The following is a 26,786-nucleotide window of genomic DNA, read 5'->3' on the forward strand; positions in this document are numbered from 1 at the left end:
GAAGCGTCAAAAGCTGACGTCTCTTACCTGGATTCCCTTCCCCTCGGGCCTTGCGGCGCTTAGCCGGGAATGACACCGCCCGGACATGGCATTGCCCGGACATGGCATTGCCGGGACATGGCATTGCCCGCACAACCTCGATAGCGACAACAGCGAGAGCAAGGCCGTGTGTTGCGCGGTTGCCCCCCAAGCGCGCGGGCGCGTCCGGCCCGACGCCGCGGTCCTATTTCCGGATGACGACGGCGGGCTGACAGCCGATCAGGCGCGCGAGCTGTTTCACGCGGTTCTGCAGCTTTTCGCTGGCAAGATCCGCCAGATCCGACGGCACGAGCAACTGGAGCTTCTGACTGCTCACGACGAGCGGCATCCGCGGCAAGGTGCCCGGCATGGCGGCCGACGCGATATAGGCAATACGCATGGCACCGGCCAGGATACGTGCACGATCCATAAGGCGCGCTGTCATCAATTCCCGCAGGCGGAAGCCGAAATCGACCGACAGGCCGATGTGGCGCAGCGAGACGGCGAGCGCCACATAGGCGCGGCCGGGATGATCGATGCCGACGAAGGCCGCCTGGGCGATCGTATCCATGCTCTGCTCGCCGCGATAATCAGGATGTGAGCGCCAGTTGATATCGGAGAGGAGACAGGCCGTGTGCCGCAGGCGCTTCTCGTCAGCGGTCTCGTCGATATGAAGCGAGGTCATCAGCCTGTCGGTCCAGAGGATCAATTCCTCCGCATGGGCCGGTGAGCGCGAACGCAGGGCGTTGAGCTCGCGCGCCGCATAGAGCAGCGGATCGACGATGCGGCTATCCGCGTCCAGGCGGGTGTGGAGCAATCCCTCGCGCACGCCGGCCGCCGAAATCACGATCTCCTTCGGCTTGCCGCGCCGCACGATCTCCTCGAGCACGAGCGCGCCATAGGCCAGCAGCGGCTGGCGCGCGTCGGAGACCGCATCGATGGCACTCAAGGCCTCGACGCCCGTGCGCTCGATGATCCTGGCGAATTCGATCGCCTCGCCGGCGGTCAGCGTATAGCCATGCAGCACATGCAGCGGATAGCCCTTCTGCCCCATGTGGAGGCGTGCCAGCGCCCGCCAGGTGCCGCCCACCGCATAGAACGCACGGCCCCGCAGCCCATCCAGCGGTCCGGCCTTCTGCAAGGCCTGGCGCACCACCTTCTTGGCCTTGCGAACCGAACCGCCCGACACGTCGCGCAGGTTAAGGCCGCCGATCGGCAGCGTGATGCCGTCGGCCAGCGCCTTTCCCTTGACATTGATCAGTTCCAGGCTGCCCCCGCCGAGGTCGCCCACGACGCCGTCCGGCCTGTGAAAGCTGGATATGACGCCATAGGCGGAGAGCTCCGCCTCCTCGCGCCCGGAGAGGAGCTCGACCGGCTGGCCGATGGCCTCCTCTGCCGCGGCCAGAAAGGTGGAGCCGTTGGAGGCATCACGCGCCGCAGCCGTGGCGAGCACATGGACGGACGCGATCCGCATATGCGCGCAGATAACCCGGAAGCGGCGCAGCGCCCGCAGCGCCTTGGCCATGGCGCTTTCATCGAGCTTGCCCGTAAGGGCGACGTTATGGCCGAGCCCACACAGGACCTTCTCGTTGAAAAGGGGCGTCGGTGCGGGGGTCAAGCCATCATAGGCGACAAGACGGACAGAGTTGGACCCGATGTCGACGATGGCCACCGGTTCGAGCACTTTGCGCAAGCCGGCCGCGACCGCGCGGTCAGCGCTCACCTCGGCTGGACTTCTTGGCAAGGGTGCGAGGGCGGGAGTCTTTGAGGGATTTTCCACGTCCGGATAAGCTCGGGTTCGTCATGAAATATTGGTGAGCGTTGAAATGCAGCTCGTTCGCGGCGGGCTTCACCCGCTGACTGGTTCCATCCGGCAGGATGGTCCAGCTCTGCTCGTTATCGAGCAGATTGGCCAAGAGGATCTGGTCGAGGATCTGTTGATGCACGGTCTCGTTGGTTATCGGACATAGGCATTCCACTCGCCGATCGAGGTTACGCGGCATCAGGTCCGCAGACGATACATACAAGTGCGCCTGCGGATGCGGCAACCCATGGCCGTTTCCGAAAGCGTAGATTCGGCTGTGTTCGAGAAAGCGGCCCACAATCGATTTGACCCGGATGTTCTCCGACAGCCCCTTCAGGCCCGGCCGCAGGCAGCAGATGCCGCGCACGACGAGATCGATCTGCACGCCGGCCGAGCTCGCCTCATAGAGCGCGTCGATGATGACCGGATCGACCAGCGAATTGCATTTGCACCAGATCGCCGCCGGACGCCCCGCCTTCGCATGCGCGATTTCCTCGGCGATATGCTGCAGGATGCGCGGCTTGAGCGTAACCGGGGAAACCGCCATGCGCTCGAGACCCGCCGGTTCGGCGTAGCCGGTGATGTAGTTGAAGATGCGTCCCACATCGCGGGCGATGACCGGATCGGCCGTGAAGAACGACAGGTCCGTGTAGATGCGCGCCGTGACGGGATGATAGTTGCCCGTACCGACGTGGCAGTAGGTCACGAGTTGGCTCCCCTCGCGCCGCACGACCGACGACAGCTTGGCGTGGGTTTTGAGTTCGATGAAGCCAAAGACGACCTGCACGCCGGCCCGCTCGAGATCGCGCGCCCAGCGGATATTGGCTTCCTCATCGAAGCGCGCCTTGAGCTCGACGAGCGCCGTCACCGACTTGCCGGCCTCGGCCGCCTCGGCGAGCGCCTTGACGATCGGCGAGTTGGAGGACGTGCGATAGAGCGTCTGCTTGATGGCGACCACATCCGGATCCCGCGCCGCCTGATGCAGGAACTGCACGACGACATCGAAGGATTCATAGGGGTGATGGACGACGATGTCCTTCTCGCGGATCGCCGCGAAGCAATCTCCGCCATGCTCGCGGATGCGCTCGGGGAAGCGCGGATTGTAAGGCTTGAACTTGAGATCAGGCCGTTCGAGGGAGACGAGTTGGCTCAATTCATTGAGGGCGGGCATGCCCTCGACCAGAAACACCGCGTCCTGCTCGAGCTTGAGCTCCTTCACCACGAAGGCGCGCAAAGGATCGGGCATGGCCACGTCGATTTCGAGGCGGATGACGCTGCCGCGGCGGCGTTGCTTCAGCGCCGTCTCGAACAGGCGCACAAGATCCTCCGCCTCTTCCTCGACCTCGATGTCGCTGTCGCGGATCACCCGGAAGCCGCCACCGCCGGTGACGGTGTAGCCGGGGAAGAGCCGCGACGTGAACATGACGATCAGCTGCTCGAGCGTGACGAAGCGCGCAGCCCCCGTTTCCGCGAAATCCGGGAGCCGCACGAAGCGCTCCACCTTGTTCGGCACGCGGATCAGCGCGTTGAGCGCGCGATTGTCGCTCTGCCGGAACAGGGACAGGGCAATCGAGAAGCCGAGATTGGGAATGAAGGGGAAGGGGTGGGCCGGGTCGACGGCGAGCGGCGTCAGAACCGGGAATACATGGTCGAGGAAGTAGTCCCCGAGCCAGGCCCATTCGGCTTTGGTCAGGTTCTCGCCGTCCACGAGGACGATCCCGTTCAGGAGAAGATCATCGCGCAGGTCCCGCCAGCGTTGCTGCTGGTCATTGGCAAGCGACGAAACCTCGTTGCCGATCTGCGCGAGTTGCTCGATCGGCGTCAGGCCATCCTGGGAGGCTATCTGGATCCCTGAGCGCACCTGGCCGCGCAGGCCCGCGACACGGACCATGAAGAACTCATCGAGATTATTCGCGGAGATCGAGAGAAAGCGCAGGCGTTCAAGCAGCGGGTGGTTCGGATTGGAGGCCTCCTCCAGCACCCGGCGATTGAACTGGAGCCACGAGAGCTCGCGGTTGATGAAGCGGGCGGGCGAGTAGCGGAGATCCTGGGCGGGACTGGAGGCGCTTTTTCCGGAGACACCTTCACCGACCGGCGTCTCCGTGGCGGTTGTGTCCAAGTCAGCCTTGTCCAAGTCGGCCTTGTCCAGGTCGGCCATGTCCAAGTCGGCCTTATCCAAGTCGGCCTTATCCGTGGCTGCCTTGTCCAGCACCGCATCACCGGCAAGGACGTCGTCCTCGACCGGCCTATGTTCTGCCTCGACGCTCACCATAACCTCCACCGTCTCCAAACCCTTATCGGAGACAATTGTCCCAATGTTGCGCGACGTTTCCAAGACATCCGAAGCCAACGATGCATCGGCCCTCAAAACATCCGACATCGAGACATCCGACGCCGAGATATCCGGCACCGCGACGGACGGCGGCCGGACCGCCCTGTCCCGACGCTTCGCTTTCGAGGGACGTGTCGCGGAAGCGTCTCCCGCATTGAAACGCGCTTTCATCGGCTTTGTGGCTTGAGAATGACCTGTTTCGCCTCCAGCAGGAAGCGTTTTGGGGCGTAAACGCTTCTTTTTCGTGGCCTTGTCTTTCCCCGGGACGGCCTTGTCTTTCCCCGGGAGGACCTTGGCTTTCCCCGGGAGAGCCTTGGCCTTCCCCGGGAGGGCCTCGTCTCCCGCGAGCGGAGCCTGCCGCTTCGGTGCCCTGCGGCGTGGCGCGCCCGACGAAGGTTTTTGCATCACGTCATCTCCTGCAGGACGGCATTGGCCATCACCCGCGTAATCCGCCGTCCCCGGCTGAGCGCCTCACGGTCCAGCGCGGCGACGATCCGCTGCGCGGCCGCGAAGGAGCGCTCCATGCGCGTCAACACTGTCTCGACCACCCCGGCGTCCACCATCAACTGCCGGTCCACGATCAGTTTCACCAGCACGGCCCGCAGCAGCGCATCGTCTGGCGGCCCCGTTTCAGCAAGGGCGGCGAGGCGCAAACGCGACAGAAGATCCGGCACCGCGAGCCCCCAGGCGCCCGGCAGGCTGCGCGCCGTCAAAAGGGCCGATCCGCGCGCGCGCACGATATTGAGCAGATGGAACAGCGCATGTTCGTCAACGCGGCCGCTGTCGCAGTCCTCGATGACGATGGCGTTGCCTGACATGGCGGCGGCGCGCAGGGTGTCTTCGAGGGTCCGATCGTTGAGATCGCCGGCCGCGATGACAACCGCGCCGGTGCGTTCACGCCAGATCGTGGCCAGATGGGTCTTGCCCGACCCCTCGGGCCCGACGAGGAGCAGGACCGGGTCAGGCCAGTGGGGCCATGCTTCGACGAGACTATGCGCGGCGGCATTCGCCGGCCCGACCAGGAAATCGTCAGCGCCCTGCCGTGTTTCGACGGGCAAATCCAGCGTCAATTGGCGCGGTATCTCACTCATCCCTATCCGTTCTCTGGCGCGGCTCCACCGCCGTCGTCTGGCCGCCCTCGGGCGAGGTGGTCACCGCGATGACCTTGACCTGCTGGATCTCGCGGGTTTCCTCGGCGGACAGGACCATTCGCCGCGAATCGTAGAACGGGCTGTCCATGTACTGGCGCAGCGCAAACCGCATGAGCACGCCGATCGCCGCCGCGATCGGCACGGCAAGCAGCAGCCCGAGAAAGCCGAACAGCGACCCGAATGCCAGCAAGGCGAACATCAGCCATACAGGATGCACGCCGACCGCGTCACCAACGAGTTTTGGCGAGAGGATGTTGCCCTCGATGAACTGCCCGACGAAAAAGACGGCGAAGGTCGCGGCAATCCATGTCCAGTCGGGCCAGAACTGGACGATGGCGACGCCGCCTGAGAGAACGAGCCCGGTCAGTGATCCGACATAGGGAATAAAGGTCAGGATGCCGCTGAGGAGCCCGATCAGGACACCGAAGTTGAGCCCGACGAGCGAAAGACCCACGGCGTAGAACGTGCCGAGAATGAGGCAGACCAACGCCTGGCCTCTGAGAAAGCCGGCGATCGCGCGGTCCATTTCCCGCGCGAGCTGGCGGATGGTCGCGAGATGACGTCGAGGCAGCCAGCTGTCGACCTTGTTGACCATGCGCTCCCAGTCGACGAGCAGGTAGAAGGCCACGACCGGCGTGATGACGAGCAGCGAGAAAATCCCGACGAGGGCCTGGCCGCCTGACCAGAGCGACTGCAGGAATCCGGCGAACCAGCTCGCGCCCTGGCTCATGATATTGCCGAGCGATCCCTCGATATCGCCGATGGCGCCCGGGCCACCCAGGCGCTCGATAAGAGGCCTGCCATGGTCGACCGCCAGTTGCTGCAGGCGCGCGACGGTCGCCGGCAGCTTGGCCACGAAGGCCGCCAATTGATTGGCGGCAACGGGAACGATGACCATCAGCACCAGGATGAACAGCAGCACGAACATGCAGAGGATGATGATCGTCGCAGGCAGCCGCCGGATTCCCATCCGCTCGAAGCGGTTGGCCAGCGGATCCAAGAGATAGGCGAGCGCAAGCCCGGCGACGAACGGCAACAGAATGCCGCGCAGCAGAACGAGCGCCAGAATGGCGACAGCAAGCGCCGTGACCCAGAAGCCGACCTGCCGTTGAAAGCTCATCGTATACCCGTATCCATTGCCTGCCGCCTATTTCGCCATATGGCGCGACCACACCGCGAGATAGGCGCCCGCCGAGGCCACCGTCAAGCAGGCGACCCCTATCGTCAGGATGTCGATCAATACTCCCCAGTCTAGTCCAAAGCCGCGGGATCCGAGAACGACAGCAGCCAGAGCGAGTTGCGTGCCTGTGTTCAGTTTGCTGACGATGAGAGGCCGGATTTCCACCGGTCGTCTCAGGAGCCAGGACACAATCACCGCCATCAGGATCATTACGTCGCGTGACACGACCAATATCGCAAGCCATCCCGGCAGAACGCCCACGATGGCCAGGGACACATAGATCGAGACGAGAAGGGCCTTGTCCGCAAGCGCATCGATATAGGCGCCGAGCTCGGTCTTCATGTTGAAGCGCCGCGCGATAAACCCATCCACCGCGTCGGACACCCCCGCCACGACGAAGAGGACGAAAGCTGTCTGCCAACGTCCCGCGACGATCATGGCGATAACGACGGGAACAAGCAGCAGGCGCGCGATGGTGATGATATTCGGCAGCGTCATCAGAAATGCAGTCGTATCCAGGATTTACAGGAGCCTCGTGAGACAGGATGCGCTCCTGCCGCACCTAATCTAGGGTGCGCCCCCCGGGAGTGCGAGGGCGCGTCCCGCCGGCGGCAATGCCGCCGGTCCCGGGCGATCATCCGCCGTCCCCCCTTGCATGGACGGCGCCGGCGTCGTACTCGCGGGGAGAAGGATCGTGCCGGCTGCGTGCCCGGTGCCCGATTGAGCCCGTCCGAGTTGCGAGATGCCTGACATGCCCAAGCCGCCCGAGAAGGGGATCAAGAACGGATTGACCTATGCGCAGGCAGGCGTCGACATCGATGCCGGCAATGCCATGGTGGAGGCGATCAAACCGCTGGTCCGATCCACGCGTCGCCCGGGCGCAGATGGCGAGATCGGCGGCTTTGGCGGCCTGTTCGACCTGAAAGCCGCGGGCTTCAAGGATCCGATCCTCGTTGCCGCCAACGATGGCGTCGGCACCAAGGTGAAGATCGCCATCGAGACCGGCATCAACGACACGGTCGGTATCGACCTGGTCGCCATGTGCGTGAACGATCTCGTCGTACAGGGCGCCGAGCCTCTCTTCTTTCTGGACTATTATGCGACGGGGCGTCTCGACCCGGCCGTCGGCACGGCGATTGTCGCGGGGATCGCCGAAGGCTGCCGACAGGCCGGCTGTGCGCTCATCGGCGGCGAGACGGCGGAGATGCCCGGCGTCTATGCCGGCACGGACTATGACCTCGCCGGCTTTGCCGTCGGCGCCGCCGAGCGCGGTCGCCTGCTGCCCCGCGGGGACGTGACACCCGGTGATGTCATCATCGGGCTCGCGTCCTCCGGCGTGCATTCCAACGGCTTCTCCCTGGTGCGCAAGGTCGTGTCCCTGACCGGCCTGGCCTGGGACGCCGCGGCGCCCTTCGCCCCGGGCAAAACCCTCGGCGAGGCCCTGCTGACACCGACGCGCATCTATGTGAAGACCCTAATCGCCGCGCTGAAGGAAACGGACGCGATCAAGGCGCTCGCCCATATCACCGGCGGCGGATTTCCGGACAATATCCCGCGCGTGCTGCCCGAGGGTGTCGCGGCCCGGCTCGATCTCGATGCGATCACGGTCCCCCCGGTCTTCGGCTGGCTCGCGCAGGAAGGTGGTATCGCGGAAGCCGAGATGCTGCGCACCTTCAACTGTGGCGTCGGCATGATCGTCGTCGTCCCGGCGACCGCGAAGGACGAAGCGCTCGCCGCCCTCGCCCGTCAGGGCGAGCAGGCCTTCGTGCTCGGCGAGATCATCTCGGGCCGCGAAGACGCCCCGCGCGTGACGACGACGGGCAGCCTGCGGCACGGCCTCTAGGATCGACCAGCGATGACCTCCACGTCCGACACCGGGGCTGGCAAGGCTCCGGCCCGCCCCAAGACCGCGATTTTCATCTCGGGCCGTGGCTCGAACATGGTCGCGCTCGTCGAAGCCGCCAGGACGCCAGGCTTCCCTGCGGACATCGCGCTGGTATTATCCAACCGCGCCGATGCGGCCGGGCTCGTCTATGCAAGCGAGGCCGGCATCGCGACGGCTGTGGTGGACCACAAGCTCTTCGCCGGCAACCGTGAGGCCTTCGAGCGCGCGATCGATGCGGTGCTGGTCGAGCACGGGGTCGAGCTGGTGTGTCTGGCGGGCTTCCTGCGGGTGCTGACGCCGTGGTTCGTCAACCGCTGGGCGGGACGCCTCATCAATATCCACCCGTCGCTGCTGCCGGCATTCCGGGGCCTCGACACCCATGCACGGGCGCTGGCCGCCAACGTGCGGCTCCACGGCTGCACCGTGCATTTCGTGACGCCGGAACTGGATGACGGCCCCGTCCTGGCCCAGGCGGCAGTGCCGATCGTCGAGGGGGATACCCCTGAAACATTGGCCGCGCGGGTTCTCGTTCAAGAACATGTGATCTATCCGGCCGCGCTCGCACGCGTGGCATCCGGGCAGGCAAAACTCGTCGATGGCCGCGTGGTCATTGCGGGCGATACGACGCCAGCGGATGCCGTTCTGGTCGTGCCTACTTAGAGCGTGCTGATGTCACGAGGGAACCACGGCGTCATTATGGGGCGGACCTGGCGCGGTATCGCCGTCGTCGGTCAGCGTTTGACCTTGCAGGCAGCCAAGGCTGCCTCGGCCTTCGGGCGCGCGGTATCGTTGAAATAGCCGGTGCGGCGGAAGGCGTTGAATTCATCCGGTGTCATGCCGGAGGTCACGCGCCGCGCGTAGCAGCCGCACCGGTCGGCATAATTGTCACGTTGGGAGGTTGCGCTCTGCCACTGCGTGACGACGCAGGCATCGAGGATCGACGTGCGGATCTCGTCCTCGGACATGGTGGCGTAGCTTGCGCTCGCGGTTCCTGCTGGCGGTCGGCCTCCGGCGTGAGCGGAGAGAGCCACAGCAACCGATAGTGCGCAACCAACCACCGCGACGGTCAAGACACGGATCATTTCCCCACCTTCGTCCCTGAAACGGCAGGCCGGAGTTCCCGGCTACAGCCACGAACATAATTCAAAAAGGTTGATGAGAATTTGCCCGGCGATGCCGGCTGTGGGTCAACAGCCCGGCGCCCGAAGGTCCACCTCGCGCCGCGGCCGAGCCGGGCCGAAAAGGCGATGGCCCGCGCCCGTGGAAGCCGCGGACCATCGTACGTCGGGCAAAAGTCCGAACGAACCGATCAGCCGACGATATCGTTGCCGGAGAAGAACTGCGCGATCTCGACGGCGGCCGTTTCGGGCGCGTCGGAGCCATGCACGGTGTTTTCGCCGACGGAGAGCGCGAACTGCTTGCGGATGGTGCCATCGGCCGCATTGGCCGGGTTGGTGGCGCCCATGACTTCGCGGTACTTGGCGATGGCGTTCTCGCCTTCGAGCACCTGCACGACCACGGGGCCGGAGGTCATGAAGGAGACGAGCTCACCGAAGAAGGGACGCTCCTTGTGGACCGCGTAGAAGGTCTCGGCCTGCTTCGTGGTCATCTGGATGCGGCGCTGGGCGACGATGCGCAGACCGGCAGCCTCGATGACGGCGTTGACGGCACCCGTCAGGTTGCGGGCAGTCGCGTCGGGCTTCAGAATAGAGAAAGTGCGCTCAAGGGCCATTGTTTCATCATCGGTTGTGCGTTGCAGCGATGGCGCGGCTTATAGCGAGCCAAGGCCGCCGAAACAAGCTGGCTGAATGATCTTGATCACCGCATGGCGTCTCGCAGGCACGGCACGCGCCGTCAGGCGTCCTGTTCACTGCGTTTACGACCATCGGCACCGATGGCCAGCGCCCGTTGCACGGCCGGCCGCGCCTTGATCGCCATCAGCCAGCGCTTGATCGCCGGGAAGCGTTCGATGTCGATGCCCTGCCGGTCCCACAGCTTGACCCAGCCGAAGCTTGCGATATCGGCGATCGTGTAGTCGTCTCCCGCCAGATAGGGATGCCGCGTCAGGCGATGGTCGAGCACGCCGTAGAGACGCTCGACCTCGGCCGTGAAGCGGTTGATCGCATAGGGGATTTTCTCCGGGGCATAGATGCGGAAATGATGCGCCTGGCCCGCCATAGGGCCGAGGCCCGCCACCTGCCAGAACAGCCATTCATCGACGGCAACACGCTGGCGCTCGTCGCGCGGATAGAACTGGCCGCTCTTGTTGCCGAGATAGCAAAGGATCGCGCCGGATTCGAAGATCGAAATCGGCTCGCCGCCTGGGCCGTCCGGATCGATGATGGCCGGGATCTTGTTATTGGGGGAGATCGCCAGAAACTCTTCCCGAAATTGCTCGCCTTTGCCGATATGAACGGGGCGAACCACGTAGGGAAGCCCGCATTCCTCCAGCATGATCGTAATCTTCCAGCCGTTCGGTGTCGGCCAATAAAAGACCTCGATCGGTTTAGGGTCGCTCATGAAAGCTCCATCCGGCCTGCTGTCCCGTCTCGCGGCAGCACCATGGAGAAACCTATGCCGACAGCGAAACTATACCAAGTGGGATAGCGCACAATCACGCCACAAGCATTAACATGAATTTCCCCGTCGCGTTCAATTGCCGTTCAGCTCACGGGGCGCACCCTGCCGTCGGTGCATTGGGGGTAACCTGAACAGCCGCCTCAGCGCGCTTATTGCGAGGAAAAACATGTTTAAGCCAATTATCCGTTCCATCGCCGCCGTTTCCGTTATCGCGGCCTTCGCGCTGCCTGCCAGCGCCCAAACGTCGCAGCCACAGACCCCGCCAGCGACGACGCAGAGCCAGGCGCCGGCAAAAGCCAAGCCTGCACCCGCCAAGCCTGCAACAGCCAAGTCTGTGCCCGACAAGCCTGTGCCCGACAAGCCTGCACCCGCGACCGCCGCGAAACCCGCGGACGCCCCGACCGCAAAGAAGCCGCCGAGCGAGGCGCAGCTCGCGGCGCAGGCCCGGATGAAGGACTGCGGCGCCCAATGGCAGAAGGCCAAGGCCGCCAACACCACCGGCGGCAAGACCTGGCGCCAGTTCTCCAGCGAGTGTCTCAAGCAGCGCTGACCACGCGCCGACGTCGTCATGCCTCGGGCTTCAACCCGGGGCATGAGACCCGCGCGTGGATCGCGCGCGAGCGCAGCGCCGTCACGCTTATGGCACAGACTGGCGCTAGAAGCTGTCTGGAGTGCGCAAGGGCAGCCATCAGCGGTAAGGCACAGCAATGAACGATACGGCCTTCAATCCCCACCGCTTCCAGACGACGGTGCCCTTCTACGCGCGCTTTCGCGTTCCCTATCCGGCCGCGCTCATCCAGTTTGTCGCCGATCATCTCGCGCTGCCGCCGCACGCCCCGATCCTTGATCTCGGCACGGGCCCCGGCCTCCTGGCGATCGCCTTTGCGCGGCTGGGACATGATGTGACCGCGGTCGATCCCGAACCCGCGATGCTCGATGCGGCCCGGGCCGCTGCCGAAGAGGCGGGCGTGCCCGTCACCTTCGTGCGGGGCTCGTCGTTCGACCTCGACCGGCTCGGCGGTCCCTTCCAGCTCGCGACAATGGGGCGCTCCTTTCACTGGATGGATCGCGAAGCAACACTCGCCACCCTCGACCGCATGATCGCCCCTGGCGGTGCCGTCGTCCTGTTCAGCGACGGCCAGCTGCCCTACCCCGGCCAGGAGTGGCGCAAAGCGGTACTCGAACCCCTCGCATCACACTATGCACCCGAGGAGGCGCGACAGCGCGAGGCGCGGCGCAGTCCTTCGCGTCCGCCGCATGAGGCCGTGCTTCTCGACTCGCCCTTCCGGCATCTCGAACGCCATAGCGTGATCTTCAAGCAGACCCTCGACGTCGACGCGATCGTCGGGCGCACCTTCTCCATGTCGGTGACGTCACCGCAGGCTCTCGGCGCACGCAAGGACGCCTTCGAGGAGGAGCTGCGCCGGGGACTGGCGGCGCTGTCGCCCACCGGCCGGTTCGACGAAATCGTCGAGGTCAAGGCGCTCATCGCCCGAAGGGGTTAGCGCATTGTCCGACGGATGTGACGCGCCTGCCCCCACCGGCGTCATCCCGGCCTTGTGCCGGGGATCCCGATTAGAAGGGCAAGAGCTCTGCGCCTATCGGGATGGCCGGGACAAAGCCCGGCCATGACGGCTGAGGCTTCGTGATTCGATCAGATTCGAAGCGTGCTCTCGCCGCCGTCACAGCGCCTTGTCGAAGCGATATTCGCGCGAATGCGAAATGTCGGCGAGCGCACGCGCTTCCGCGCCCTGGCTGTAGCCGAGCCGGACATAAAGACGGTGGGCGCTGGTAAAGCGTGTGTCGGACCAGGCCAGCATGGCCGTCGCCCCATGATGCCGGGCATGGGTCTCGGCATGGGCGACGAGGCGTGCGGCGAGCCCGCGCCGCCTGAGATCGGGCCGGACATAGAGCCGGTGCAACTCGGCAATGCCGGGTTCGGGATAATCCAGCGCAATGCACGCGCCGACACGCCCATTGTCGTCCTCGATCACCCAGAAGCCGCACCCGTCCGCCCCATAGGCTCCTGCGGGAGACACGAGGTCCGGCAGGTCGTCATGCGGATCGACATAGCAGCCGGGATAATCTGCGAAACAGAGCGCGATCAGCCCGAACAGGTCCTGCGCGTCGCCGTCGCGCGCAGGACGAAGCATAGCGGCGGCCGCCGACACGTCACTCAATGCCGAGCTTGGCCTTCAGCAGCGCGTTCACGGCCTGCGGATTGGCCTTGCCGCCCGTCGATTTCATGACCTGACCGACGAACCAGCCGAGCATCGTGGGCTTTGCCTTGACCTGCTCGACCTTGTCGGGATTGGCGGCGATGATGGCATCGATGGCCTGCTCGATGGCGCCGGTGTCGGTCACCTGCTTCATGCCACGATCCTCGACGATCTGCCGGGGATCACCGCCCTCGCTCCAGACGATCTCGAACAGATCCTTGGCGATCTTGCCGGAGATCACGTCCTCGCCGATGAGGTCGATAATCGCGCCGAGCTGGGCCGCCGAGACGGGCGAGGCGGTGACCGCCAGGCCCTCCTTGTTCAGCCGGCCGAACAGCTCGTTGATCACCCAGTTCGCCACGGCCTTGCCATCGCGGGCGCCACCGTCGGACTTCGCCACGACGGCCTCGAAGAAATCGGCGGTCTCGCGTTCGGCCACCAGCACCGCCGCGTCATAGGACGACAGGCCGAAGCTCTCGACGAAGCGCGCCTTCTTCTCGTCCGGGAGTTCCGGCAGGCCACGCTTCAATTCCTCGACATAGGCCTCTTCCAATTCGAGCGGCAGGAGGTCCGGATCGGGGAAATAGCGGTAGTCATGCGCCTCTTCCTTCGAGCGCATGGAGCGGGTCTCGCCCTTGCCGGCATCGAACAGGCGCGTTTCCTGGTCGATCACGCCGCCATCCTCGAGGATGTCGACCTGACGGCGCGCCTCATACTCGATGGCCTGGCCGATGAAGCGGATGGAATTGACGTTCTTGATCTCGCAGCGTGTGCCGAGCGGCTCGCCGGGGCGGCGCACCGAGACATTGACGTCGGCGCGCAGGGACCCCTTCTCCATGTCGCCGTCACAGGTGCCGAGGTAGCGCAGGATGGTCCTGAGCTTCGTCACATAGGCCTTGGCCTCGTCGGCGGAACGCAGATCCGGCCGCGACACGATCTCCATGAGCGCGACGCCCGACCGGTTGAGATCGACGAAGCTCATGGTGGGGTGCTGATCGTGCAGCGATTTGCCCGCGTCCTGCTCCAGATGCAGCCGCTCGATGCCCACCGTGAAGCGCGAGCCGTCGAGCATGTCGACGATCACCTCGCCCTCCCCGACGATCGGGCTCTTGTACTGGCTGATCTGGTAGCCCTGCGGCAGATCCGGGTAGAAATAATTCTTCCGGTCGAACACCGAGGTCAGGTTGATCTCAGCCTTGAGACCGAGGCCGCTGCGCACCGCCTGGGCCACGCATTCGGCATTGATCACCGGCAGCATGCCCGGCATCGCCGCGTCGACGAGCGACACATGGTCATTGGGCTCGCCGCCGAACTCCGTCGAAGCGCCCGAGAACAGCTTCGACTTGGAAGACACCTGGGCATGGATCTCCATGCCGATGATGATTTCCCAATCGCCGGTCGCCCCTTTGATGAGCTTGGCCGGATCGGCAGGCCGCGTGTGCGCATTCATGGCGTCAGTCTCATCTTGATCAATCGTTCGTGTTTTGGCTTCGCCCACCGCCCCGATGGCGTCAAGAGCCGCGGCGGCTTCGCGTCGGCGGCCGAACTCTGCCCGCGAGGCAAACTCACGCCCACCAGGCCTGCGGCGGGACAAAGCGTCCGGCGGCGCTCTCGATCACCTGGCCGGCGGCGAACAAAGTCTCCTCGTCGAAGGGACGGCCGATGAGCTGCAGGCCGAGCGGCAGGCCCTGCCCGTCCTTGCCCGCCGGTACGGCGATGCCCGGCAGGCCGGCCATGTTCACCGTCACCGTGAAGACGTCGTTGAGATACATCTCCACCGGCGAGGCCGTCTGCATTTCGGCGAGGCCGAAGGCCGCCGACGGCGTCGCCGGCGTCAGGATGGCATCGACGCCTGCCTGGAAAACGGTCTCGAAGTCGCGCTTGATCAACGTGCGGATCTTCTGGGCCCGCAGGTAATAGGCGTCATAGTAGCCGGCCGACAGCACATAGGTGCCGATCATGATGCGGCGGCGCACCTCCGGCCCGAAGCCTGCGGCGCGCGTCTTCTCATACATCTCGACGATGTTCTGGCCGGGTACCCTGAGGCCGTAGCGCACGCCGTCATAGCGGGCGAGGTTGGAGGATGCCTCCGCCGGCGCCACGATATAATAGGCCGGCAACGCATATTTGGTGTGCGGCAGCGTAATGTCGACGATCGTCGCGCCTTCGCTCTTCAGCCAGTCCTGGCCGGCCTGCCAGAGATCGGCGATCTCCGCGGGCATGCCCTCGACGCGATACTCCTTCGGGATGCCGATCTTCAGGCCCTTGACGCCGCGGGCCACCGCCGCCGCGAAATCGGGGACGCGGACATTCGCGGAGGTCGAGTCCTTCGGGTCATGACCCGACATCGACGTCAGGAGCACGGCGCAGTCGCGCACGGTCTTGGCGATCGGCCCGGCCTGATCGAGCGAGGAGGCAAAGGCGACCGTTCCCCAGCGCGAGCAGCGACCGTAAGTCGGCTTGATGCCGACGGTTCCGGTGAAGGCGGCCGGCTGGCGGATGGAGCCGCCGGTGTCGGTCGCCGTCGCCCCGAGGCAAAGCCGCGCCGCCACCGCCGCCGCCGAACCGCCCGAGGAGCCGCCGGGGACGAGTTGCAGGTTCGAGCCCTCGCGCCGCCAGGGGTTGACCACCGGCCCGAAGGCAGAGGTTTCGTTGGACGAGCCCATGGCGAATTCGTCGTTATTGAGCTTGCCGAGCATCACGGCACCGTCACGCCAGAGCTGCGACGTCACGGTCGACTCATAGGACGGCACGAAATTGCCGAGAATCTTCGAGCAGGCCGTGGTGCGCACGCCTTTGGTTGCGAAGAGGTCCTTGACGCCGAGCGGGATCCCTTCCAGCGGCCCGGCCTCGCCCCTGGCGATCCGCGCATCGCTCGCAGCCGCTTGATCCAGCGCGTGCTCCGGCGTCTCCAGGACAAAGGCATTCAGGCTCCGCGCCGCTTCGACCGCCGCGATATGGGCCTTGGTCAGTTCGGTCGCGGAGAAACGCTTGGAGAGAAGGCCATCGCGCGCTTCGGTGAGGGTGAGGTCCGTCAGATCGGTCACTGGGGCTCTCGTTTCAAAGGGGCAAGGTCATGGACGGATGTGAGCTCCGTCTGGAATGATATGGGTCTGCGGTGGCCGGCAACCGGCCAGCGCGAAGATGGCGTGCCTATTCCACGACCTTGGGCACCATGAAGAAATGGTCCTCCGTCATCGGCGCGTTGGCGACGATGTCATCGGGATAGCCGCCGTCGGTCACCACGTCCTCGCGTTGGATCAGCGCCATCGGCGTCACCGAGGTCATGGGCTCGACACCCGTGACATCAACGGTATCAAGTTCCTCGACGAAGGCGAGGATCGCATTCAACTCGCCCTGCAGATGGGGGATGTCGTCATCCGTGACAGCGATGCGCGCGAGATGCGCGATGCGGCGAACAGTGGTGGCGTCGACGGACATGGGCTCAAGCCGGATCTCGTTGCAGATCATGGGGCTATAGCACCCCGGCATTTCACGCCGCAACCCGCGTGACCACGCCGGGCGGAATTCCTGGCGGCAGGCCCCCGCCCCCGCGTCAGCCGCGCGCGGGATCCGCCGCGGCGCCTGCCGCCGGGGTTTCACCCGGCCGCGAAGGCGCATCCCCTTCGCCAGCAGGCGCCTGTGCGTCCGCAGAGGCCATCGCCTCGAGTTCACGCTGGCGCAGCCGGGCCGCTTCGGCCCAGGCTTGCGCACGCGGCGACGGGACGAGGTCGCGGCCAACGCGTACGATGCGGTCCGGGGGGATCTGCGCAGCAACCCCGCGCGCGGGTTTAACCCCGCAAGGCGGATCCTCGGCCGGCTCCGGCAATGGCGGGCGCGACTGATCCGCAAAGCGCCCTTCGACAGTGCCGCGATATCTCCAGGCCAGCCGCATACGCGTGCTTGCCATGGGAACGAAGGGGAGGTGATCGATATCGACGGCGACCCACCCCCCGCCCAGTTCATCATCATCCACCACAATCGCACGCGCGTCCGCGACGCCGGAGCTGTCTGTGCCCCTGCGTCCCGAGCCGCCTTGAATGGTATGCAGATGAGGACGCCTCATTTACCGCCTTGGTAAAGACATCGTAAACGACCTTATCGCATCAAATGCCGGCAGATGCGATTCCCGGCTGGCCTCAGGGTTAACGGCACGCGGGCTCGCGTGCCCCCGCCGGAAACGCCGCCATATCCCGGCCAGAGCGCTTCATCTCCAGCCGTTGAGGATGCCCGCGGGGGGCCGTTCACACGCTGGCGTCCCGAAGCGCGAGCCCGCCGCGTCACCCTCCCCGAGCGATCAGACCACGAATGCCTCGTTCTTGGTGGGAACGATCACCCTGGTGTCCTGATCGTGCATGGCCGCGACGAATTTGTCGGCATTCGGCTCGATGATCGGGAAGGTGCCGTAGTGGCAGGGGATCGCGGCCTTGAGCTTGAAGAAGCGCCGGACGGCGAGCGCGGCGGTCAGCGGGCTCATGGTGAAACGATCGCCGATCGGCACCATGGCGACGTCCGGCTCGTGGATTTCGGCGATGAGAGCCATGTCGCTGAAGATATCGGTGTCGCCCATATGATAGACGGTCGGCTCGCCATCCGCCTTGACGATCATGCCATTGGGGCTGCCCAGCGGGCGCTCCACACCCATCTCGCCGAGGCCCGCGGAATGATCCGCCCGCACAAGGCTCACGCGAAAGCCGCCGACATCGACGGTGCCACCGGTGTTCATCGGCTCGAACTTCTCCAGGCCCTGGGACACGAACCACATCCCAAGATCATAGTTCGTGACGACAGTGGCGCCCGTCGCCTTGGCGATCGCCAGGGTATCGCCCACATGGTCGCCGTGACCATGCGTCACGAGGATGTGGCTCACGCCCTCGGAAACCTCAGCCACATCGGCGGTGAAGGCCGGATTGCCAGTGAAGAAGGGATCGATCAGCACCCCCTTGTCGGCAAAATCGAGACGGAAGGCGGAATGCCCGAACCAGGTGATCTTCATCACACTCTCCTCTGCACATGGACCGCCGGCGTGTCAGCGCCAGGGGATCTAAGAGGCTCGACCATAAGTCAGATCGGGATGGATCCGGAAGCCGTCCTTAGAGCAAATCCCGCTTAGATTGAATCAGCCGATGCGATCCAAGCCGGTGAGTCTGCTCGTCTAATGTGGAGCGAAGCCAATCCGCAACAGATGGACTTGCTGCGTGCGGCCTGCGTGCGGCCTAGACCGGCTCCAGCGGACGATGGGGCGGGGACGGACGCTGAATGGCGATGGTATCGCCCGTGCGAACCACACCGTCGCGGAGGACGATCGCCATGACACCGGCTTTCCGGATGAGGCCACCCTTGGCATCGCGGCCAAGCACCGCCTTCAGGAGGCCCGGCTGGAAGTCGTTGATCTGGCCGCAAGGATTGCGCAGACCCGTGATCTCCACCGCGGCTTCACCGCCGATCGTCAGCACGGTCCCCGTCGGCAACGACAAGAGATCGACGCCCCGCGTCGCGATGTTCTCGCCCATCGCACCCGGAGTGACGCTGAAACCAGCCTGCCGCAGTTCGTCAAAAAGCTCTCCATGAATAAGATGGACCTGGCGCAGATTGGGCTGCGTGGGGTCGACACGCACGCGGGAACGGTGCTTCACGGTCTCGCCGCAATGGGCATCGCCCTCCACGCCCTGCCCGACGATGAGTCGGATCTGATCTTGATTGACCTTGCTGAAAGCATGGCCGAGGGCCCGGCTGACGGCCACGACGATACCACTCATCTTCCAATCTCCTGGTCGCCTCCCGGCGTGATGACCCATCTCCCGGATCACAGATCCTCCGGAACGGCAAGGTCATCCGGGTGGATATCCGCCGGACCGACAAAAAGCGCGGGCATGACAGTTCCCGCCCGCGACCGCACCGGCAAGCGTGCTAACATGGCACCATGACAACAATCGTTCCCATAGACACCTTCGCGGATCTGCCCCGCACCGCGCGCCTCATCGGCATCGACCTCGGCACCAAGACCATCGGCCTCGCCCTGTCCGACGTGCAGCGCGTCGTCGCCACACCGTTGGAGACGATCCGTCGCGTCAAATTCACAGCTGACGCGGAACGGCTGACTGCGCTTTGCCGTACGCATGCCGTCGCCGGCCTCGTCGTCGGGCTGCCTCTCAACATGGATGGTTCGGAAGGCCCGCGCGCCCAGGCGACCCGCGCCTTTATCCGCAATCTCGACAAGCATCTCGACCTGCCCGTCGTCCTATGGGACGAGCGCCTGACCACGGTTGCCGTCAATCGTGCCATGATCGCGGCCGACGCCTCGCGCGCGCGCCGGGCCGAGGTCGTCGACAAGATCGCAGCGGGTTACATTCTCCAGGGCGCACTCGACCGATTGTCAGAAATCGCGCGTCAAAATCGCGAACTTACAGAGCTTGGCTGATAAGCAAAAAAACCTCGCGAAAGCATGGCGGATCAGCATTTTCTTCTCGCGTGAGAGCCTGAATTCATGCTAGAATTCTACCATTGCCTGTAGTGTATTTTTATCCTTTTATTATACTCTTACATTTCAAATTAGAGATCATTTTTTATCATTTCCACGAATGGATTCATGAATCATGCTTGCCAGCAGCCGCGAAGAAAGCTCAAAAGGAAAAATTGACAAATATAGAATTCTTGAGAAAAACAACAGCAACTTTGCTGACGCCTGTGAAGTTGCTGAGTATATTGCCCAGCTTTCAGGTGAAATGGCTGCGATGTCACGCAATGCGCAGCTCGACGTGATCGCCTATTTTCTCGAAATGGTACGCGAGGAAGCGCGCAAGACGGCCAAGCGAAAGCATCCGCCCGCGAGTATGCAGCTCACATCACGCAACCATAGAAGCCAGAAATAGGCCGTGAAGGCGATCCTTCCAGAAGGATTGCGGCGTAGGCACATGTATACTGACAACAACAGTTTAGAATTGCCCTGGAACAAGTTGATTTGATACGGAACCACCGTGTCGTTCCGGGGCGGGCCGAAAGGCCCGAGCCGGGAACCCATGAACACCGCGCCTAACCGGGGAGGCACAGTCCGACGCCTCTTCCTGTCCGACGCCGTGTTCATGGGTTGCCGGGCTTCCCGGGTTCCGGGCGCCTCAGGCTCGTGGCTCCTCGGGCTCCTGGCTCCTCGAGTTCCGGGCGCCTCAGATTCCGGGCTCCTCGCTGACGCGAGGGATTGGCTGCGCATCATCATGCACGGGCACATTCACCGGCTTTGATGGCCTGGGCTGATGCAATCCAAAGCCGATTCAGTCCAAGCTGGATTTGCTTTAGGATTGATTCTGCTCGGCAGTCGGATAATGAACGTTTATGGACCTTAGGGGCGCATGGGGCACTGGCACGGCGTGGCTGCTCCAGCCGGTGTCGCGGACGCAGTTGACGATCGCCCGACTGCGTCTGGCTTCCGGTCTCATCCTCTTCGCATTCGCGCTCATCCACTTTCTGAACAACGCGCTCGGCCTCGTCGATCTCGTATGGATGGAGGCTTTCGATGCCGTGCGGTACGCCTTATGGCGCTCCTGGCCCGGCAGCATACTGCTCTATGGCGCGTTGGTTGTGCACATGAGCCTCGGCCTGTGGAAGCTCATCCGGCGCACGACATGGCGGATGCCCCCCGGCGAGGCGCTGCAACTCCTGCTCGGTCTCGCCATTCCGTTCTGGCTCATGCAGCACATCCTGGCCACGCGCGGCATGAGCCTGATCTACGGCCTCGACGATCGCTATGCGAATGTGCTGCGGAACATGTGGCCCGGTCTCGCGGTGCAGCAGACGCTTCTGCTCCTGATCGTCTGGCTGCACGGCTGTCTCGGCCTGCATTTCTGGCTTTCGACCAAGGCCTTCTACCCCCGCGCGGCACCCTGGCTTCTCTCGGTCGCGGTGCTCGTCCCGACGCTCGGCATCCTCGGTTTCGTCGAGAGCGCCCGGCGGCTGGAAGCAACCGCCCCTGGTAGCAGCCTCACGGCGAAAGAGGCCCAGGACCTGGAGCAATTGACGAGCACGGGCGTCACAGTGTTCGTCGTGATCGCCGCCGGTGTCCTGCTCGTCCTCGCCGCGCGGCTCCTCATCGCGCGCATACGTCCCGGCTTCTTCATAACCTATGCGGGATTCAGGACCATTCGTGCCCATCCGGGCCCGACGCTGCTCGAGATCAGCCGGGCCAACAGCATACCCCACGCAGCCGCCTGTGGCGGACGCGGGCGTTGCACGACGTGCCGCGTCCTCATTACCGAAGGGCTCGAAACCCTCCCGCCGCCGCACACCGGCGAAGCGACAGCGTTGGCGCGCATCGGCGCGCCTGCCAACGTGCGCCTCGCCTGCCAAATTCGGCCCAGCCATTCCCTGACGCTGCGACGTCTGGTGGCGATTGCCGAGCCTGACCCGCCCGGCCAGCCCAGCGATCCCTATCGCTGGGGCGTGGAGCGCCGCGTGACGGTGATGTTCACCGACCTGCGTGACTTCACCGCGCTCTCGGAACGCGTCTATCCCTATGACACCGTCTTCCTGCTGAACCGCTATTTCGAACTGATGTCGGAAGCCATCCGTACCCACGGCGGCATCGTCGACAAATTCCTCGGTGACGGCATCATGGCTCTGTTCGGCATAGCGCCGGCCCAAGGCGCCGGCAGCCGGGATGCGCTTCTCGCAGCCAGGGCCATGCAGGGCGCCCTCGACGCGCTCAACCGCGAGTTTGCCGCGACCCTGCACCAGCCGCTCCGCATGGGAATAGGCATCCACACGGGGCCGGCCGTGCTCGGTCGTGTCGGCGCCGCGATAGATCCGGGGATGAACGGGCGCAGCGACGGCGCCCTCACCGCTCTCGGTGATACCGTCAATACGGCAAGCCGGCTCGAAGCCCTGACGAAGGAGTTCAAGGTACTGGCGGTCATCTCGGAATCCACGCTGACCGGTTCGGGCCTGGCACTCGACGGCTGCGCGCGACACGAGATCAAGGTGCGGGGCCGCCGCAAGACGGAATATGTCTATGCGGTCGCCGACTTTGCTGTGATGGCCGAAGGATCGGTCGACAAGCAACTCACGGCCGGGTCGGTGCCGGCGTAGCGCGCGCTCATTTCAGGGAAACGCTGTTGTTGGCGTGGCGCTGCACATAACCGCCGAGTTCGAGTTCGACGATCGCGCGCTGGATTTCGCGCGCCGCGAGCCCCGACGCGCGGCTGAGATCATCGAGCGGCAGCGGTTGCGGACCAAGCAGCGCAAGAAGATGCCGGCCGTGAGGTGAGTGGCCCTCGGCGAGCGGTCCAGAAGACGAAAGGCCTTCCGGCGCGCCCTCAGGTCCCAGATCCGGGTCGGTCTCGCCCGCCGCATAGGCTGGCGGGATCGGCATGGCCGGTGGCGGAGCGACGTCGAGACCTTCAAGCTCGTCCCACAGAGGTTCGCCCCCCCGATCGACCGGATGCTCGTTCCAGGCGCCGGTGGGCGGAGGCGCCTGCCCGATGAGCGGGGCAAGCGCGCTGACGACGTGGTCAGGATCCGCGCACAGCGTCGCGCCATCGCGGATCAGGTCGTTGGTGCCTTCCGCACGCGGATCGAGCGGAGAGCCCGGCACGGCGAAAACCTCGCGCCCCTGTTCCGCCGCGAAGCGTGCGGTGATGAGCGAGCCGGAACGGCGCGCCGCCTCCACCACGACGACCCCGAAGCAAAGGCCGGACACGATGCGGTTGCGCCGCGGGAAATCCCGTCCCCGCGGTTCATAGCCCATCGGCATTTCCGAGAGTACGCCGCCGGATGAGAGAATGCGCGCAAGCAAGCCCTCGTTCTCGGCGGGATAGATGCGGTCATGGCCGCCGGCAAGAACGGCCACGGTGCCTGACGCGAGGCTCGCCACATGGGCGCGCGTATCGATGCCGCGCGCCAGACCGGAGACGACGACGAATCCCGCTTTCCCCAATCCCGCCGCCAGGCGCTCGGTGAATTTCAAGCCGGCAGCCGAGGCATTGCGCGAGCCGACGATCGCCACCATCGGCCTGCCGAGCGCCGCGCCCTCGCCGCGCACCGCGATGAGCGGAGGCGCCGAGTCGATCTCGCGCAGGAGGGTTGGATACTCCGCCTCGCCGAGAGCGAGGAAGCGGACGCCTAAACGCCGGGCGCTCGCCATCTCGCGCTCGACCTCCGCCAGCGTGGCGATGCGCAGCGGACGGCCACGGCGCCGGGCGATCTCCGGAAGCGCCGCAAGCGCCGCGTCGGCACTTCCGTAACGGCTGAGCAACGAGCGAAAACTGCGCGGCCCGATGCTCTCGGACCGCATGAGTCTGAGCCAGCTCAGGCGCTGGTCGTCTGTCAGCCGAAGTCCCCCCACCGATAGCTCCCCCTATCGATCGCCGGTCAAGTCGTCATGCGAGAGCGGCTCCCCAGCCGCCCGAACACGCAATGGCGTACGTGTCTTGGCCGGCTAGACGCGTTTCGATCTGATTGCATCAGATCGGCGCTCTAACATCCTCTATTTCAAGCATAATCTTATCGATCCTCGTTTCACTCCGGTCGGATTATGCTCTAACCCTTGCGGCCGATCCGGCTCTCCTGCCCGGTCATAAGCCGCATAATATTATCGCGGTGCCGTGCCCACAGAATGATGGTCAGGACAGCGAAAAGCGTGGCGGCAGCGGGCTGATCGGCGATCAGCAGCGCCGGCGCGGCAAGCGCGCTCGCCATCAGCGCCGCCAGCGACGAATATTTGCTGAAATAGGCAACGGCCAGCCACACCGCCGCGAAGAACAGCGCAACCCAGATGTTCAGCGCGATGAGGCAGCCGAGGAAGGTGGCAACCCCCTTGCCCCCCTTGAAATTCAACCAGACCGGGAAGAGATGGCCGATAAAGGCGCCGAAGGCGGCGGCCAGGGCAGCCCCCTCGCCCCAGCGGGCTGCAATGAGGACCGCGACGGTCGCCTTCAGGGCGTCCCCCAGCAAGGTCGCTGCGGCGAGCCCCTTGTTGCCTGTCCGCAGAACATTGGTCGCGCCGATATTGCCGGAGCCAACCGAGCGGATATCGCCCAGCCCGGCAAGCCGCGTGAACACGACGCCGAAGGGAATCGACCCCAGACAATAACCAAAAATGGCCGCTACGACGAACGGCCAAAGCTCAGTCAGACCCATGGCCGCTGCCAATCCCCCAAAAGATCATTCAACGTAGCGGTGGACGCAACGCCCTGCAACATAAGTCATCAGTACGCGGCCTTCGAGGCGCGCCTCATCGAAGGGCGAGTTCTTGCTCCGCGACTTGAGCGTGCGCGCGTCAAGTGTATAGGCGAGATCCGGATCCAGCAGGATGAGATCAGCGGGCGCACCGCGCGCAAGCCGCCCCTGCGGCAGACCGAGCAGGTCGGCCGGACGGCTGGTCATGGCCATGAGGAGCGCGGGCAGCCTGACCTGCTCGTTGTGGACGAGCCGCAAGCCTGCCGACAGGAGCGTCTCAAGCCCGATGGCACCGTCGGCCGCATCGGCGAAGGGCAGCCGCTTCGTCTCGACATCCTGCGGATTGTGATCCGAGACGACCACATCGATCGTGCCGCGCGCCAGCGCCTCGATCATGGCCGTCCGGTCGTCCTCGTGCCGCAAGGGGGGCGCGAGTTTGAAGAAGGTGCGGTAATCCCCGATATCGAATTCGTTCAGCGTGAGATGGTTGATCGATACCCCGCAGGTGACGCCGAGGCCCGCGTCCTTGGCCCTCTCGACCAGGTCAACCGAATCCGCCGTCGAGATCATCGCAGCATGATAGCGACCGCCCGTCAGCCGCAGCAGGCGCAGGTCGCGCTCCAGCATGATGACTTCGGCCTCGCGCGGCACGCCCGCGAGCCCCAGCCGGCTTGCCCGCTCGCCCGCATTCATCACCCCGTCGGCGACGAGGTCGGGGTCCTCGGTATGGTGCAGGATCAAGGCATCGAGATCGCGCGCATAGGTCAGGGCCCGGCGCATGATCTGCGCATTGGTCACGGAGCGCGCGCCATCGGTAAAGGCGATCGCTCCGGCCTGCTGCAGCAGGCCGAACTCCGTCATCTCCTTGCCCGCCAGCCCCTTGGTGAGAGCCGCTGCCGGGCAGACATTGACGATCGCCGTCTCGCGTGCGCGCCGCTGCACGAATTCGACGATGGCGGGATCGTCGATGATCGGGTTGGTGTCGGGCATGCAGACGATCGTCGTGACGCCGCCGGCCGCGGCCGCCTCGCTCGCCGTCTTCAGCGTCTCGCGATGCTCTGCGCCCGGTTCGCCGACGAAGGCGCGCATGTCGATGAGCCCGGGACAAAGCACATGCCCGCCGCAATCGACGATCTCGGCGCCTTCCGGCACGCCGGCCACCGCACCCCAGTCAAGGTCCTTGATGACCGCGCCCTCGACGAGGAGTGAGCCGTGGCCATCCCGCCCCGTCGCGGGATCGACCAGGCGCGCATTGTTGAACAGAATGGGCGGATGGGCCGTAGCCATGACACACCTCGTGCGGGCGTTGGACGCCGTTGTGCAGATTCACGTATTGGGCAGGTGGCTGCCCAGCGCCTCGAGAACCGCCATGCGCACGGCGACGCCCATTTCGACCTGCTCACGAATCAGGGATTGCGCACCGTCGGCAACCTCGGAATCGATCTCGACACCGCGGTTCATCGGCCCGGGATGCATGACGAGCGCGTCGGGCTTGGCAAGCGCCAGCTTCTCGCGGTCAAGACCGTAGAAATGGAAATACTCCTTCACAGACGGCACGAAGGAGCCGTTCATGCGCTCGCGCTGCAGCCGGAGCATCATGACGATATCGACGCCGTCGAGCCCCTTGCGCATATCCGTGAAGATCTCGACGCCGAAACGGTCGAGCCCGACCGGCAACAGCGTCGACGGCCCGATGCAGCGGACGCGGGCGCCAAGCGCCTGCAAGAGGAGGATGTTGGAGCGCGCCACCCGGGAATGCAGGATGTCGCCGCAGATGGCGACGACGAGCCCCTCGATCCGCCCCTTGTTGCGGCGGATGGTGAGCGCATCGAGAAGCGCCTGAGTCGGATGCTCATGAATGCCGTCGCCGGCGTTCACCACCGAGCAGTCCACCTTGCGGGCAAGCAGATGAACGGCCCCCGCCGCATGGTGGCGGACGACGATGATATCGGGCCGCATGGCGTTGAGGGTCGCCGCCGTGTCGATGAGCGTCTCGCCCTTCTTCACCGAGGAGGAGGCCACCGACATGTTCATCACGTCGGCGCCGAGCCTTTTCCCGGCGAGCTCGAAGGACGACTGCGTCCGCGTGGACGGCTCGAAGAACAGATTGATCTGGGTGCGCCCGCGCAGTGTCGCCCGCTTCTTCTCGACCTGGCGGCTGACCTCGACGGCGTCTTCCGCCCGATCGAGCAAACCGACGATATCGGCGGGCGACAGCCCCTCGATGCCGAGGAGATGGCGGTGGGGATAATCGCGAGGTCGATCGGCGGCGCGTGAAGCTGTCATCTTGAAGTCATCGCTATAGGGGGTTCCGACGCCGGCAACAAGATTGTTTGGTATAGAGGCGTTATGAGGCCATGTCGCCTCCCTGTCACCCGTGCGGCGCGCGGCATCCCCAGCGGGCTTGACTTCCGCACGCGAATGCAGCATCTCCAAGGCACGTTGGAGCCG

27 protein-coding genes are annotated in these 26,786 nt (G+C 64.8%); 8 read left to right on the forward strand and 19 right to left on the reverse strand.

Going from position 1 to position 26,786, the window contains the following annotated elements; translation table 11 throughout:
• Window positions 1-223: 223 nt before the first annotated feature.
• Window positions 224-1,741 (reverse strand): exopolyphosphatase, encoded by a 1,518-nt coding sequence (ppx, locus tag C7450_RS15940; RefSeq protein WP_245449799.1) that lies wholly within the window; start codon window positions 1,739-1,741, stop codon window positions 224-226.
• The gene (locus tag C7450_RS15945) at window positions 1,731-3,980 is read right to left on the reverse strand and encodes an RNA degradosome polyphosphate kinase (protein ID WP_110375585.1); all 2,250 of its coding nucleotides are present in this window, start codon (window positions 3,978-3,980) and stop codon (window positions 1,731-1,733) included. Before C7450_RS15945 ends, ppx begins: the two co-directional genes overlap by 11 nt.
• 157 nt (window positions 3,981-4,137) lie before the next feature.
• Between C7450_RS15945 and C7450_RS15950 the strand changes: the two genes are divergently transcribed.
• Complete coding sequence (locus C7450_RS15950) at window positions 4,138-4,341, forward strand: hypothetical protein (RefSeq protein ID WP_110375432.1); 204 nt, start codon at window positions 4,138-4,140, stop codon at window positions 4,339-4,341.
• 217 nt (window positions 4,342-4,558) lie between these two features.
• Here the strand turns inward: C7450_RS15950 and C7450_RS15955 are convergent, their stop codons facing one another.
• Genes C7450_RS15955 through C7450_RS15965 form a run of 3 tightly spaced genes read right to left on the reverse strand, consistent with a single transcriptional unit; the run spans window position 4,559 to window position 6,983 of the window.
• Entirely contained in the window at window positions 4,559-5,245 is a 687-nt protein-coding gene (locus C7450_RS15955) for a P-loop NTPase family protein (protein WP_110375433.1), read from the reverse strand.
• Window positions 5,238-6,425, reverse strand: coding sequence for an AI-2E family transporter (locus C7450_RS15960; RefSeq protein ID WP_110375434.1), 1,188 nt, complete (start codon window positions 6,423-6,425; stop codon window positions 5,238-5,240). Before C7450_RS15960 ends, C7450_RS15955 begins: the two co-directional genes overlap by 8 nt.
• Before the next feature lie 27 nt (window positions 6,426-6,452).
• On the reverse strand, window positions 6,453-6,983 hold the full coding sequence (locus C7450_RS15965; RefSeq protein WP_110375435.1) for a CDP-alcohol phosphatidyltransferase family protein: 531 nt from the start codon (window positions 6,981-6,983) through the stop codon (window positions 6,453-6,455).
• A gap of 253 nt (window positions 6,984-7,236) precedes the next feature.
• On the opposite strand from C7450_RS15965, the gene purM reads away from it, so the two are divergent.
• Window positions 7,237-8,328 (forward strand): phosphoribosylformylglycinamidine cyclo-ligase, encoded by a 1,092-nt coding sequence (purM, locus tag C7450_RS15970; RefSeq protein ID WP_110375587.1) that lies wholly within the window; start codon window positions 7,237-7,239, stop codon window positions 8,326-8,328.
• Between the two features lie 12 nt (window positions 8,329-8,340).
• The gene (gene purN, locus C7450_RS15975; protein ID WP_110375436.1) at window positions 8,341-9,030 is read left to right on the forward strand and encodes a phosphoribosylglycinamide formyltransferase; all 690 of its coding nucleotides are present in this window, start codon (window positions 8,341-8,343) and stop codon (window positions 9,028-9,030) included.
• 71 nt (window positions 9,031-9,101) lie between these two features.
• Here the strand turns inward: purN and C7450_RS15980 are convergent, their stop codons facing one another.
• The 3 genes from C7450_RS15980 to C7450_RS15990 all read right to left on the reverse strand — a co-directional run bounded on the left by C7450_RS15980 (window position 9,102) and on the right by C7450_RS15990 (window position 10,890).
• Window positions 9,102-9,335, reverse strand: a complete 234-nt coding sequence (locus tag C7450_RS15980) for a hypothetical protein (RefSeq protein WP_110375437.1) — start codon at window positions 9,333-9,335, stop codon at window positions 9,102-9,104.
• A 344-nt stretch (window positions 9,336-9,679) separates the two neighbouring features.
• Window positions 9,680-10,102: a nucleoside-diphosphate kinase gene (gene ndk, locus C7450_RS15985; protein WP_110375438.1), complete on the reverse strand. Its 423-nt coding sequence runs from the start codon at window positions 10,100-10,102 to the stop codon at window positions 9,680-9,682.
• 122 nt (window positions 10,103-10,224) lie between these two features.
• Window positions 10,225-10,890: a glutathione binding-like protein gene (locus tag C7450_RS15990; protein WP_110375439.1), complete on the reverse strand. Its 666-nt coding sequence runs from the start codon at window positions 10,888-10,890 to the stop codon at window positions 10,225-10,227.
• A 226-nt stretch (window positions 10,891-11,116) separates the two neighbouring features.
• Between C7450_RS15990 and C7450_RS15995 the strand changes: the two genes are divergently transcribed.
• The gene (locus tag C7450_RS15995) at window positions 11,117-11,500 is read left to right on the forward strand and encodes a hypothetical protein (protein WP_110375440.1); all 384 of its coding nucleotides are present in this window, start codon (window positions 11,117-11,119) and stop codon (window positions 11,498-11,500) included.
• A 157-nt stretch (window positions 11,501-11,657) separates the two neighbouring features.
• On the forward strand, window positions 11,658-12,455 hold the full coding sequence (locus tag C7450_RS16000) for a class I SAM-dependent methyltransferase (protein WP_110375441.1): 798 nt from the start codon (window positions 11,658-11,660) through the stop codon (window positions 12,453-12,455).
• A gap of 177 nt (window positions 12,456-12,632) precedes the next feature.
• Here C7450_RS16000 and C7450_RS16005 read toward each other — a convergent pair whose 3' ends face one another.
• The 7 genes from C7450_RS16005 to C7450_RS16035 all read right to left on the reverse strand — a co-directional run bounded on the left by C7450_RS16005 (window position 12,633) and on the right by C7450_RS16035 (window position 18,928).
• A complete protein-coding gene (locus tag C7450_RS16005; RefSeq protein WP_146227353.1) occupies window positions 12,633-13,103 on the reverse strand; it encodes a GNAT family N-acetyltransferase in 471 nt (156 codons plus the stop codon).
• A 19-nt stretch (window positions 13,104-13,122) separates the two neighbouring features.
• A complete protein-coding gene (gene gatB / locus C7450_RS16010; RefSeq protein WP_110375443.1) occupies window positions 13,123-14,619 on the reverse strand; it encodes an Asp-tRNA(Asn)/Glu-tRNA(Gln) amidotransferase subunit GatB in 1,497 nt (498 codons plus the stop codon).
• Window positions 14,620-14,734: 115 nt separating this feature from the next.
• Window positions 14,735-16,216: an Asp-tRNA(Asn)/Glu-tRNA(Gln) amidotransferase subunit GatA gene (gene gatA, locus C7450_RS16015; RefSeq protein ID WP_110375444.1), complete on the reverse strand. Its 1,482-nt coding sequence runs from the start codon at window positions 16,214-16,216 to the stop codon at window positions 14,735-14,737.
• Between the two features lie 106 nt (window positions 16,217-16,322).
• Window positions 16,323-16,610, reverse strand: coding sequence for an Asp-tRNA(Asn)/Glu-tRNA(Gln) amidotransferase subunit GatC (gene gatC, locus C7450_RS16020; RefSeq protein WP_110375588.1), 288 nt, complete (start codon window positions 16,608-16,610; stop codon window positions 16,323-16,325).
• A 115-nt stretch (window positions 16,611-16,725) separates the two neighbouring features.
• The gene (locus C7450_RS16025; protein WP_110375445.1) at window positions 16,726-17,235 is read right to left on the reverse strand and encodes a hypothetical protein; all 510 of its coding nucleotides are present in this window, start codon (window positions 17,233-17,235) and stop codon (window positions 16,726-16,728) included.
• A gap of 231 nt (window positions 17,236-17,466) precedes the next feature.
• Entirely contained in the window at window positions 17,467-18,165 is a 699-nt protein-coding gene (locus C7450_RS16030; RefSeq protein ID WP_110375446.1) for a metal-dependent hydrolase, read from the reverse strand.
• 220 nt (window positions 18,166-18,385) lie between these two features.
• Window positions 18,386-18,928: an MOSC domain-containing protein gene (locus C7450_RS16035; protein WP_110375447.1), complete on the reverse strand. Its 543-nt coding sequence runs from the start codon at window positions 18,926-18,928 to the stop codon at window positions 18,386-18,388.
• Window positions 18,929-19,092: 164 nt separating this feature from the next.
• Here C7450_RS16035 and ruvX point away from each other — a divergent pair, with 164 nt between their 5' ends.
• The 3 genes from ruvX to C7450_RS16045 all read left to right on the forward strand — a co-directional run bounded on the left by ruvX (window position 19,093) and on the right by C7450_RS16045 (window position 22,247).
• Window positions 19,093-19,590 (forward strand): Holliday junction resolvase RuvX, encoded by a 498-nt coding sequence (gene ruvX, locus C7450_RS16040; RefSeq protein WP_110375448.1) that lies wholly within the window; start codon window positions 19,093-19,095, stop codon window positions 19,588-19,590.
• A gap of 175 nt (window positions 19,591-19,765) precedes the next feature.
• Complete coding sequence (locus C7450_RS33565) at window positions 19,766-20,041, forward strand: hypothetical protein (protein ID WP_146227354.1); 276 nt, start codon at window positions 19,766-19,768, stop codon at window positions 20,039-20,041.
• Between the two features lie 457 nt (window positions 20,042-20,498).
• Complete coding sequence (locus tag C7450_RS16045) at window positions 20,499-22,247, forward strand: adenylate/guanylate cyclase domain-containing protein (RefSeq protein ID WP_110375449.1); 1,749 nt, start codon at window positions 20,499-20,501, stop codon at window positions 22,245-22,247.
• Between the two features lie 7 nt (window positions 22,248-22,254).
• Here the strand turns inward: C7450_RS16045 and dprA are convergent, their stop codons facing one another.
• The 4 genes from dprA to C7450_RS16065 all read right to left on the reverse strand — a co-directional run bounded on the left by dprA (window position 22,255) and on the right by C7450_RS16065 (window position 26,621).
• Entirely contained in the window at window positions 22,255-23,502 is a 1,248-nt protein-coding gene (gene dprA, locus C7450_RS16050) for a DNA-processing protein DprA (RefSeq protein ID WP_342588520.1), read from the reverse strand.
• Window positions 23,503-23,696: 194 nt separating this feature from the next.
• The gene (plsY, locus tag C7450_RS16055) at window positions 23,697-24,296 is read right to left on the reverse strand and encodes a glycerol-3-phosphate 1-O-acyltransferase PlsY (RefSeq protein ID WP_110375451.1); all 600 of its coding nucleotides are present in this window, start codon (window positions 24,294-24,296) and stop codon (window positions 23,697-23,699) included.
• A 24-nt stretch (window positions 24,297-24,320) separates the two neighbouring features.
• Window positions 24,321-25,622: a dihydroorotase gene (locus tag C7450_RS16060; protein ID WP_110375452.1), complete on the reverse strand. Its 1,302-nt coding sequence runs from the start codon at window positions 25,620-25,622 to the stop codon at window positions 24,321-24,323.
• 39 nt (window positions 25,623-25,661) lie between these two features.
• Window positions 25,662-26,621 carry an aspartate carbamoyltransferase catalytic subunit gene (locus C7450_RS16065; protein WP_110375589.1) on the reverse strand — a complete coding sequence of 320 codons (960 nt, stop codon included), beginning with the start codon at window positions 26,619-26,621 and terminating at the stop codon, window positions 25,662-25,664.
• Window positions 26,622-26,786: the final 165 nt, after the last annotated feature.

Origin of the sequence: Chelatococcus asaccharovorans, assembly GCF_003201475.1 — a bacterium.
GTDB classification, from domain to species: Bacteria; Pseudomonadota; Alphaproteobacteria; order Rhizobiales; family Beijerinckiaceae; genus Chelatococcus; species Chelatococcus asaccharovorans.

Excerpts from the sequence above, each read along its gene's own strand:
- C7450_RS15945 (WP_110375585.1), bottom strand. The coding sequence starts at position 3,980 with ATGGCCGACCTGGACAAGGCCGACTTGGACAAGGCTGACTTGGACACA.
- C7450_RS15950 (WP_110375432.1), top strand. The coding sequence starts at position 4,138 with ATGTTGCGCGACGTTTCCAAGACATCCGAAGCCAACGATGCATCGGCC.
- C7450_RS15955 (WP_110375433.1), bottom strand. The coding sequence starts at position 5,245 with ATGAGTGAGATACCGCGCCAATTGACGCTGGATTTGCCCGTCGAAACA.
- C7450_RS15960 (WP_110375434.1), bottom strand. The coding sequence starts at position 6,425 with ATGAGCTTTCAACGGCAGGTCGGCTTCTGGGTCACGGCGCTTGCTGTC.
- C7450_RS15965 (WP_110375435.1), bottom strand. The coding sequence starts at position 6,983 with ATGACGCTGCCGAATATCATCACCATCGCGCGCCTGCTGCTTGTTCCC.
- purM (WP_110375587.1), top strand. The coding sequence starts at position 7,237 with ATGCCCAAGCCGCCCGAGAAGGGGATCAAGAACGGATTGACCTATGCG.
- purN (WP_110375436.1), top strand. The coding sequence starts at position 8,341 with ATGACCTCCACGTCCGACACCGGGGCTGGCAAGGCTCCGGCCCGCCCC.
- C7450_RS15980 (WP_110375437.1), bottom strand. The coding sequence starts at position 9,335 with ATGTCCGAGGACGAGATCCGCACGTCGATCCTCGATGCCTGCGTCGTC.
- ndk (WP_110375438.1), bottom strand. The coding sequence starts at position 10,102 with ATGGCCCTTGAGCGCACTTTCTCTATTCTGAAGCCCGACGCGACTGCC.
- C7450_RS15990 (WP_110375439.1), bottom strand. The coding sequence starts at position 10,890 with ATGAGCGACCCTAAACCGATCGAGGTCTTTTATTGGCCGACACCGAAC.
- C7450_RS15995 (WP_110375440.1), top strand. The coding sequence starts at position 11,117 with ATGTTTAAGCCAATTATCCGTTCCATCGCCGCCGTTTCCGTTATCGCG.
- C7450_RS16000 (WP_110375441.1), top strand. The coding sequence starts at position 11,658 with ATGAACGATACGGCCTTCAATCCCCACCGCTTCCAGACGACGGTGCCC.
- C7450_RS16005 (WP_146227353.1), bottom strand. The coding sequence starts at position 13,103 with ATGCTTCGTCCTGCGCGCGACGGCGACGCGCAGGACCTGTTCGGGCTG.
- gatB (WP_110375443.1), bottom strand. The coding sequence starts at position 14,619 with ATGAATGCGCACACGCGGCCTGCCGATCCGGCCAAGCTCATCAAAGGG.
- gatC (WP_110375588.1), bottom strand. The coding sequence starts at position 16,610 with ATGTCCGTCGACGCCACCACTGTTCGCCGCATCGCGCATCTCGCGCGC.
- C7450_RS16025 (WP_110375445.1), bottom strand. The coding sequence starts at position 17,235 with ATGAGGCGTCCTCATCTGCATACCATTCAAGGCGGCTCGGGACGCAGG.
- C7450_RS16030 (WP_110375446.1), bottom strand. The coding sequence starts at position 18,165 with ATGAAGATCACCTGGTTCGGGCATTCCGCCTTCCGTCTCGATTTTGCC.
- C7450_RS16035 (WP_110375447.1), bottom strand. The coding sequence starts at position 18,928 with ATGAGTGGTATCGTCGTGGCCGTCAGCCGGGCCCTCGGCCATGCTTTC.
- ruvX (WP_110375448.1), top strand. The coding sequence starts at position 19,093 with ATGACAACAATCGTTCCCATAGACACCTTCGCGGATCTGCCCCGCACC.
- C7450_RS33565 (WP_146227354.1), top strand. The coding sequence starts at position 19,766 with ATGCTTGCCAGCAGCCGCGAAGAAAGCTCAAAAGGAAAAATTGACAAA.
- C7450_RS16045 (WP_110375449.1), top strand. The coding sequence starts at position 20,499 with ATGGACCTTAGGGGCGCATGGGGCACTGGCACGGCGTGGCTGCTCCAG.
- plsY (WP_110375451.1), bottom strand. The coding sequence starts at position 24,296 with ATGGGTCTGACTGAGCTTTGGCCGTTCGTCGTAGCGGCCATTTTTGGT.
- C7450_RS16060 (WP_110375452.1), bottom strand. The coding sequence starts at position 25,622 with ATGGCTACGGCCCATCCGCCCATTCTGTTCAACAATGCGCGCCTGGTC.
- C7450_RS16065 (WP_110375589.1), bottom strand. The coding sequence starts at position 26,621 with ATGACAGCTTCACGCGCCGCCGATCGACCTCGCGATTATCCCCACCGC.